Below are 8155 nucleotides of genomic sequence, written 5' to 3' on the forward strand. Positions count from 1 at the left end.
TGGCTCCCCGAGCTGGACTCGAACCAGCGACCCAATGATTAACAGTCATTTGCTCTACCAACTGAGCTATCAGGGAACTAATCGACAGTTTTACTGTACTGACAACAGTTTCTTCAACAAGAGACTTTTTACGAATCTCAATGCTGCATGGTGGGTCGTGTAGGATTCGAACCTACGACCAATTGGTTAAAAGCCAACTGCTCTACCGACTGAGCTAACGACCCATTCTTACATCAGCCACAGGCTGACAGATAGAATAAGTGGCTCCCCGAGCTGGACTCGAACCAGCGACCCAATGATTAACAGTCATTTGCTCTACCAACTGAGCTATCAGGGAACTAATCGACAGTTTTACTGTACTGACAACAGTTTCTTCAACAAGGGACTTTTTACAAATCTCAATGCTGTATGGTGGGTCGTGTAGGATTCGAACCTACGACCAATTGGTTAAAAGCCAACTGCTCTACCGACTGAGCTAACGACCCATTCTTAACAAAGAATCTTTTAAAGAACGCAATGCTTAGACTATCTCTGACCCTTATTGATCAGGATAAAAAAACCGCCGATTTACAGGGCGGTTTATGCTTCAGCATAAAATAAAATGGTGGGTCGTGTAGGATTCGAACCTACGACCAATTGGTTAAAAGCCAACTGCTCTACCGACTGAGCTAACGACCCGCTCTTATGCCAGCCACAGACTAACATAAAGAATAAGTGGCTCCCCGAGCTGGACTCGAACCAGCGACCCAATGATTAACAGTCATTTGCTCTACCAACTGAGCTATCAGGGAACTATGCCTGGCAGCGACATCTCGTCACCAACCAACGGCAGCGAATGATAAGGTTATTTTGCCGTGAGTCAAGTATTCCACTGCAAAAAACTTTTTAAAAAGGCTGTATATATGGCATTTATCAACCTAGAGACCATCTGCACTCTCGGACAGGTATTGGGCCACACCGTCTGGAGAGGCTGTCATGCCCTTGTCGCCCTTGTTCCAGCCAGCCGGGCAAACTTCACCGTGCTGTTCGTGGAACTGCAAGGCATCAACCAGACGAATCAGTTCATCCATATTACGGCCCAGCGGCAGGTCATTGACGATCTGGGAGCGAACCAGACCTTCCTTGTCGATCAGGAAAGCACCACGGAATGCCACACCACCTTCTGATTCAACGTCATAAGACTTACAGATGTCGTGTGTCATATCAGCAGCCAGAGTATATTTCACCTGACCGATACCACCCTGGTCCACAGGCGTATTACGCCACGCATTGTGCGTAAAGTGAGAGTCAATAGAAACGCCGATCACTTCAACACCTCGCTCCTGGAAAGCACTCATACGGTGATCCAGGGCAATCAGCTCAGAAGGGCATACGAAAGTGAAGTCCAGAGGGTAGAAAAACAGCAGACCGTACTTGCCACGAATGGCTTCGGACAGGGTAAAAGCATCAACAATAGAGCCGTCACCCAGTACAGCAGGGACTGTGAAGTCAGGAGCCTTTTTGCCTACTAAAACGCCCATAAATATTTCTCCTACGCTTTATGAAACTGTCATTTAAAAAGCTGTCATATAAAAAGCTATCATTTACAAAGTTGTGCGTATTAATACGAGAGTCCAAGTAATATGTCATCTCACATTGAATCACGCATCACAAAAACTGCGCATACAATGATACACATGACCACGGTTTTCGCCTACCGCAGTAGAAACAAATGACTACTTTTTTTATCACAAGCCACATACAGATAAAGGAGCAAGAAGAAAAATACAACCCGGAGCCTGTTGACGTGCCGCCTTTCTAAAGACTGGCCCAGCCGGAATCCACTCTTTTCCTCCCCCCACAAAGCAGAGTTTATTGCGGTAGCAAATCCTGAATGAAGACAGGGTTCAGAAAGCTTTTTTTTTTTTCGCACAAAAAAAATGAACTAATTGGGAATTAAAACATCAAAGTATGTGTAGAAATGACTTTACTGGCGTGTGTTTATGCAAAATACTGGCGTTCCTACTGGAAAGACGCTGCTTTTCTGGAATGAAGCACCCGATAATGATGTCAAAAAACCAAATCCCACAAGAAAACCAGATATCGGACATACCAGCGGAGGGCTGAAGGTTACCCCACATCCGCCATCAAACTACGTCCTGTTTGGAGAAGACTCTGCATTTTCTCCCCTTGCCAGGAAATCTGAACAGACAACAAAAACGCCGCAAAATGAATCAGAAAGCGATTCAGAGTGTGATCAGGAAATACTGGAAGCATTTGCTGGCATATCAATCCCAGATCACACTAATATCGATAAACATCAACGCCCCGGGCACAAACCTGAACATTTTAATGAAAGGGCCATGTTAAAAGCCAAAACAAAGCTATCGTACAAGAAAAAAAATGGCCCTCCAAAACCGGTAAGGCTCCACTCTTATCCCGGCACTTCAGGGCAGCAGGTAATATCCGCAGCAACTTTACCCATAGCCTTTGTAACAACAGATGCAACAATGTTCAGCCCGGGCAATACCAATACTGAGCCTTCGCCCAAAAAGCTGTGCAATTCAGCACCTCCGGTAAATGCTGCCATAAACTGGCTAGAGCCTCAGGATACTCTGATGGCTGAACAGTCAGACTTATTTGGTTTTCACTCCTTACCTTATGACTTTGCCCCGGGAAAGGAGCCTTTGGAGTAATTACAGCAGAAAGGAGATACTGACAGGGACTCAATGAGTCAGGTACTAGGAGGCTGACCGAGAATAGACTGCCCTACTGCGGTAGCAGCAAATTGGTCTAAAAAGTCGGAAATTTTTAGCAAATAGAACCACTATTCACTAAAAATTTCCGACTTTTTATCCTCAATTTTCTGCCATCCTCGCTACGGGCGCTATTCTCGGTCAGCCTCCTAGGAGAAAGATAACCTTCCGGTTTTATCACACCGGAAGGGAAGGATGAAAACGATTGCAAAATCAGTCTTCTGCACCTTCAGCAGAACCAGCCGCTTCAGCAATCAACTGCTGCAGTTCACCGCTGTTAAACATATCAATAATAATGTCACTGCCACCAATCAGCTCACCCTTAATCCACAGTTGTGGGAAGGTCGGCCAGTTAGCATATTTGGGAAGATTGGCACGAATCTCCGGGTTAGCCAGAACATCCACAAAAGCGAACTGTTCGCCACAGGCCATCAACGCCTGAACCGCCTTGGCAGAGAAACCACACTGGGGCAACTTGGGAGAGCCCTTCATGTACAGCAGAATAGTATGGGATTCAACCTGTTCTTTTATTTGCTCCATTACGTCCATGAGACGACCTCTTCTTCATTGGAATCATAAAGCAGGATATTTTAAAGAAAATACCTGACTGTCACCATATGTTATTACATATAGTCGAATAGAAAAAACCAACAACAGGATTGTAGACATCCAACTTTCCTGCCACCATCGGCTGACCTACTATGGAACTGCAAGTTAGGAATCAGCCATGTATGTACCGGATAAACCCCTTCGCTCTTATCCCTGGTGGCTAATGCCTTTTTTCTGGAGCCAGAAGCGTCGCTATGGAAAAGTCCTTAAGCCGGGCTTGTTATGGGCAAGAGTTCCCCGGTTATTTGCCGCTGTAGCCACGCTCTACGGCGTGCTGGATCGAAAAAAGTCACCCCTGTCGCCGGAGCTGCGCTCGCTGGTTACCGTCAGAGTATCCCAGGTTAACTGGTGCTCCTTCTGTGTTGACATCAATGCCATGACCCTGGCAAAACGTGCAGGCAGCATGGATAAAGTAGAAGCATTGGATAACTGGCAAGACTCTGATCTTTTCAATGCTCAGGAGCGTATTGCCCTGGAATATACCGAAGCGATTACCTATAGCGACCAACAGGTAACCCCTGAACTGATGAAGCAGCTAAAAGAGCATTTCAATAATGACGCTGTTATTGAACTGACTGGCCTGATCGCTTTTCAGAACATGTCCAGCAAATTCAACGCCGCCCTGGATGTGCCAGCAGAAGGTTTCTGCAAAATTCCGAAGAAATAAACATTTCCTGCAAGTGCTGGCACCAATAAACCCGACAGGATCATCAATCCCTGGTGAGGCTTCTTGGCACCACGGGTGATTTGGCCAACTTCTTTCTGCGTTTGGGCATTTCACCGTGACTACGGATGGTACTCAACTCTGCGCTGGTGCCTGGTCTCGATGCCATGCTTTCGGCGTTGTCAGTGCTTTCCAGAAGTCCAAAATATCCCGGCTCGCTGATATCCGGTACGACTTTGTTCGTCAGGAAGTCCTCAAATGTTTTATTTGATGACGACGCCTGATGGTCCAGGCAGAAATTGAAATAGGCCGATAGAGTCGCACCTGTCACCTCAAGAGCGGGTGTGGTTGTCAGGTCAGGGGCAAGGATTGGTGACATTAATTGCAGGGTGACAGGATCAAAGTATTTCGCGTTATGTATTTGGCTGCTGTCGCTGCAGTTAGGGTGCCTGTCCCTGTATTGCATCAGATAACCGTGTATGTCGTTAAGGTAATGCATGGCGGAAGCTGTGTCAGGGATGATCTCTGTTTCTACTGTTTTAGCGATTTGTTCGTGGCTCTTTGCATCCTCCCGCCACTGGGCACAGAGTGGAGACAGTTGCTGGTCCCGGCCTTTGAACGCCCTGCAGATCATCAGTTGCAGAACATCACTTTGATGATTGCGCCAGATGTGGGGCTTGGTTACCAGCATAAATGCAAACGCGTCAATATCATCAATGCAGTGAATACCTTGTTGCAGCATTTGCTGAACCACTTGCTCAAATCGCTCGTGACGGTCGTGCGTGGGAGAGCTACCGCGCAAATAATAGAGATTGGAAGACATTTCCCAGGCAAACGTAACCAGCAGGTGACTGACTCTGTCGATGGCACAGATATTTCCACAACTCAGGGCATCAAACCAGATATCCTTGACAAGTCGTAAAAATGACAGGCAATCCAGTGGCGCTAACTGAAAGTTAAGTTCATTGGAACAGATACTTATGCTGGAGCTGAAATCCACTTGTACAGCATTGTCAACAAGCAGCTCTGGCCAGCTTTTGCAAATAACAGCGCCCTGTCGTTGCAATGTGCTGGGCCATTTATTGACCATAGTTACGATGCTCTGGCGATCTGGCCAGAAGGAAGAGTATTGACGATTGAGATTCTCAGCGGCGGTTTTTACACATGATTTGGTGTAGCTTTGCAGTTCGATCAACAATCGCAGTTTGCCCTGAACCCCTGCTGTTGAACTCAACCCGTTTTCAATACACTGTTTAATGGTGCCCAGTGTATCACCGTTGTCTGACTGAAGATGACCAATGATCTCACTGTTGCTTGGGGTGATATTGCGCTGGACCAGGGCTTTTTCCGACCTGGCGATTTCCTCGGTGGAATAGCCATGAATCTTCAGGTGCTGCTCTTCATGAGAAGCCAACGTCGTATTTCGCCGACAAAACGCCGTAGCTTTATGGGTATCCGGCAAGTGGGTGGCGGCGGAACTTGCCGACTGATCATCAGGGGGAGGGAAATTCCAGCCAGAGTGCACTGCACCAGAGATTGCCGGTTGCGAAGATGGGTTTGACATACCTTTCCTCTTATCTTCACAGAACGAGTGAAAGTTGGGCAAAATCCTGAATATGACCGGCATTCTGACAACCGCTGAAGAATAAAGTTCACCGCCGATCTCTCGAACGGCCCCGGTTTGACACAGGGCTCATGCACGAGTACCCTCCCTCGCGCTTTGAGGACCGATTAACTCCTTGGAATCAATGTTTGAAGTAAACGTCGGAGTTTAAATATAAAAACCGAATAGTTTATCTTCAAACGGTAAAAAAACCACAGCTGCTGATTTCACAGTGGCCAACGACCCAATTTCAACGTTCACATCTTTTGGCAGTTGGGAAACTTCAACCAGGCATGGAAGGGTTCCTTAAAGAACTGCGTTTACAACCGATTAATGACTATTCAATCTATTACCAAACCACTGATCGTTCTGCTGATAACTGCCGCTATTCTGGCTACCCCGCCAGCCCGTGAGTGGCTATTTGAGATGATCCGGATTCTTTCATCGCTGGATATCGACAAGGTACGCACCTACATTCTCAGTTTCGGACTGTGGGCCCCTCTGGTGTCAGGACTGCTGATGGTGATCCAGGCAGTAGCAGCGCCGCTGCCTGCTTTTATTCTTACCTTTGCCAACGCCGCCATTTTTGGCTGGTGGCAGGGGGCACTGCTATCCTGGAGCAGCGCCATGGTCGCGGTTACACTCTGTTTCTTTATCTCCCGCTGGTTTGGCCGGGAGGGAGTGGCCAGGCTGACCAGTCACTTTGCCCTTGATCAGGTCGATGACTTTTTCCTGAAGTCTGTCTATTTCCGTGAATCGAGGCCTGTTGGCAATGAATAAGAAACCAGTATTATCCCAATACCTCAAAAGATGTATTTTCTTCTTCCTGTTACTGATTCTGCCCTTCAGATTCGCCTGTGCAGTACCAGAGGATTATTTTATCAGTGCAGAAACGGTTGCCAGCAATCCCGACCATTACCTGCTGATCGATGCCCGGGCATACTCTGAGTATCTCAAGGGACATATCCCGGGAGCCCGCTCAGTTCAGTGGCAATCACTTTCTGATATGAATGGGGCGGCCGGTAGCGAGAACTGGGCAACAGTTCTTGACAATAAGGAGCTGGAATACCAGATACAGAAGCTGGGCCTGAGCCCAACAGACAATATTGTCGTTTATGCCGATGCTCAACGGGGGTGGGGTGAAGATGGCCGAATTGCCTGGAGTTTGCACGTGGCAGGGTTAAAGAATGTCCGCATTCTTAATGGCGGGTACTCTCACTGGAAAGAAAAAGGGCTGAAAACCACCATCATCCCAACCTTCTTCAATACCAAAAGTGATTACACGATAACCCAACGGGATTCTTCAGCCACCATTCATACCAAAGCCCTTTACCGGGACTACTCACAGTTTCGCGTGATCGACTCGCGATCACCGGAAGAGTTCCACGGCAAAATGGACTTGGGTGAACAGCGCAAAGGGCATCTTCCCGGGGCCGTGAGCTTACCATTTCAGCAGATGTTCACGGCCAATGGCACCTTGAAGTCATTTGACGACATTAGCCGAATGTTATCGGATAAGGATATTCAAAAAAATAGCCCGATTGTCGTCTACTGTACTGCCGGTATCCGGTCCGCACACATGGTGATGGTGCTGAAGGCGGCTGGCTACACCAACGTCAAAAATTATACGCCCTCATTTTACCATTGGGCTGCGTTATCCTACACCCCGATTGAATGACAACATTGAAGGTCCTCAGATAGGTACCGAAGGTACGGAGGTTAGTGATGACTGAGCCTTCAGAAGGCTGATGATGTCTGAGTAGGATTTAACTTTTGCTTCTGCGACGGTCAAGCCTGATCCCTGCTGCCTCACAAGGAATGAGGTGAGGCCTAACACTTTTATCTTTTTAGCTTTCATCAGCTCAGATTCTGCAAGTTTCAGTGGTGTCATTCCGTTCTGGGCTCTTTCGTTGATGGAAGCTCCTCTGACAAGCAGGTGCTGAACTGCTTTTACATGACCTCCCTGGGCTGCATAATGGAGGGGGGTCATCATGCCGATGTTATCTATCTTAACCATCGCATCCGGTATGACCGGTTGGCCATTTAATAGCAAGCCTCTCAGGCAAAACTCCTGTTTGAAACGCTCCAATGCCAGTGCTGCCATGGCTGACTGATAACCCTCAACCTCCGTCCACCTTGTAACATCGACCCTTCTGTCGGTGGTAGCATTGACAGAAGCACCACGGTCAATCAGTTGAACAATAACGTCTGACTTACCTGATTTAGCCGCAAGATGCAGAGGTGTTTGTCCCTCGTTGTTTCTGCCATTGACGTCAGAACCAACCAGTACCTCAATGGCGTCTTGCGGATGGCGGCTGTAGACTGCACAGTGCAGGGGCGTCCATCCCCGGTAGTCACGGGCATTCACATCGGCACGCCGGGTTATCATGGCCTGGATTTTGTCTTTTTGCCCCTCTTTAACCACCTCGTGAAAGGCTGATTGACCGGAACCTCAGGGCGAAAGCTTCAGGCGTACTAAAGTACTATTATTTAACGCTAATTAAACTTGTTCCTTTGGGCAGAAATTTCTTATATTCAATTTAT

Annotated in this window: 8 protein-coding genes and 6 tRNA genes; 4 read left to right on the forward strand and 10 right to left on the reverse strand. The window is 47.6% G+C overall.

The window, feature by feature from the left end; all coding sequences use genetic code 11:
- The 7 genes from ACO6UY_RS16470 to ACO6UY_RS16500 all read right to left on the reverse strand — a co-directional run bounded on the left by ACO6UY_RS16470 (nt 1) and on the right by ACO6UY_RS16500 (nt 1520).
- Nucleotides 1-76, reverse strand: a tRNA-Asn gene (locus tag ACO6UY_RS16470).
- Between the two features lie 72 nt (nt 77-148).
- A tRNA-Lys gene (locus ACO6UY_RS16475) sits at nt 149-224 on the reverse strand.
- A gap of 37 nt (nt 225-261) precedes the next feature.
- Nucleotides 262-337, reverse strand: a tRNA-Asn gene (locus ACO6UY_RS16480).
- A gap of 72 nt (nt 338-409) precedes the next feature.
- Nucleotides 410-485: transfer RNA gene (locus ACO6UY_RS16485), tRNA-Lys, on the reverse strand.
- A gap of 117 nt (nt 486-602) precedes the next feature.
- Nucleotides 603-678 (reverse strand) — tRNA-Lys (locus ACO6UY_RS16490).
- A 37-nt stretch (nt 679-715) separates the two neighbouring features.
- Nucleotides 716-791 (reverse strand) — tRNA-Asn (locus ACO6UY_RS16495).
- Between the two features lie 126 nt (nt 792-917).
- On the reverse strand, nt 918-1520 hold the full coding sequence (locus tag ACO6UY_RS16500) for a peroxiredoxin (RefSeq protein WP_101746706.1): 603 nt from the start codon (nt 1518-1520) through the stop codon (nt 918-920).
- A gap of 462 nt (nt 1521-1982) precedes the next feature.
- Here ACO6UY_RS16500 and ACO6UY_RS16505 point away from each other — a divergent pair, with 462 nt between their 5' ends.
- The gene (locus tag ACO6UY_RS16505; protein WP_422490668.1) at nt 1983-2675 is read left to right on the forward strand and encodes a hypothetical protein; all 693 of its coding nucleotides are present in this window, start codon (nt 1983-1985) and stop codon (nt 2673-2675) included.
- A gap of 273 nt (nt 2676-2948) precedes the next feature.
- Here ACO6UY_RS16505 and grxD read toward each other — a convergent pair whose 3' ends face one another.
- A complete protein-coding gene (grxD, locus tag ACO6UY_RS16510; protein WP_209275513.1) occupies nt 2949-3284 on the reverse strand; it encodes a Grx4 family monothiol glutaredoxin in 336 nt (111 codons plus the stop codon).
- A gap of 178 nt (nt 3285-3462) precedes the next feature.
- Between grxD and ACO6UY_RS16515 the strand changes: the two genes are divergently transcribed.
- Nucleotides 3463-4011, forward strand: a complete 549-nt coding sequence (locus ACO6UY_RS16515) for a carboxymuconolactone decarboxylase family protein (RefSeq protein WP_422450129.1) — start codon at nt 3463-3465, stop codon at nt 4009-4011.
- 43 nt (nt 4012-4054) lie between these two features.
- Here ACO6UY_RS16515 and ACO6UY_RS16520 read toward each other — a convergent pair whose 3' ends face one another.
- Nucleotides 4055-5572 carry a hypothetical protein gene (locus ACO6UY_RS16520; protein ID WP_422450128.1) on the reverse strand — a complete coding sequence of 506 codons (1518 nt, stop codon included), beginning with the start codon at nt 5570-5572 and terminating at the stop codon, nt 4055-4057.
- 372 nt (nt 5573-5944) lie between these two features.
- Here ACO6UY_RS16520 and ACO6UY_RS16525 point away from each other — a divergent pair, with 372 nt between their 5' ends.
- A complete protein-coding gene (locus ACO6UY_RS16525; protein ID WP_422490670.1) occupies nt 5945-6391 on the forward strand; it encodes a TVP38/TMEM64 family protein in 447 nt (148 codons plus the stop codon).
- Complete coding sequence (locus tag ACO6UY_RS16530) at nt 6384-7289, forward strand: sulfurtransferase (protein ID WP_422461366.1); 906 nt, start codon at nt 6384-6386, stop codon at nt 7287-7289. Before ACO6UY_RS16525 ends, ACO6UY_RS16530 begins: the two co-directional genes overlap by 8 nt.
- A 15-nt stretch (nt 7290-7304) precedes the next feature.
- Here the strand turns inward: ACO6UY_RS16530 and ACO6UY_RS16535 are convergent, their stop codons facing one another.
- Entirely contained in the window at nt 7305-8036 is a 732-nt protein-coding gene (locus ACO6UY_RS16535) for an ankyrin repeat domain-containing protein (RefSeq protein WP_422490672.1), read from the reverse strand.
- Nucleotides 8037-8155: the final 119 nt, after the last annotated feature.

Source organism: Endozoicomonas sp. ALE010 (assembly GCF_049310165.1).
Taxonomy (GTDB): domain Bacteria; phylum Pseudomonadota; class Gammaproteobacteria; order Pseudomonadales; family Endozoicomonadaceae; genus Endozoicomonas.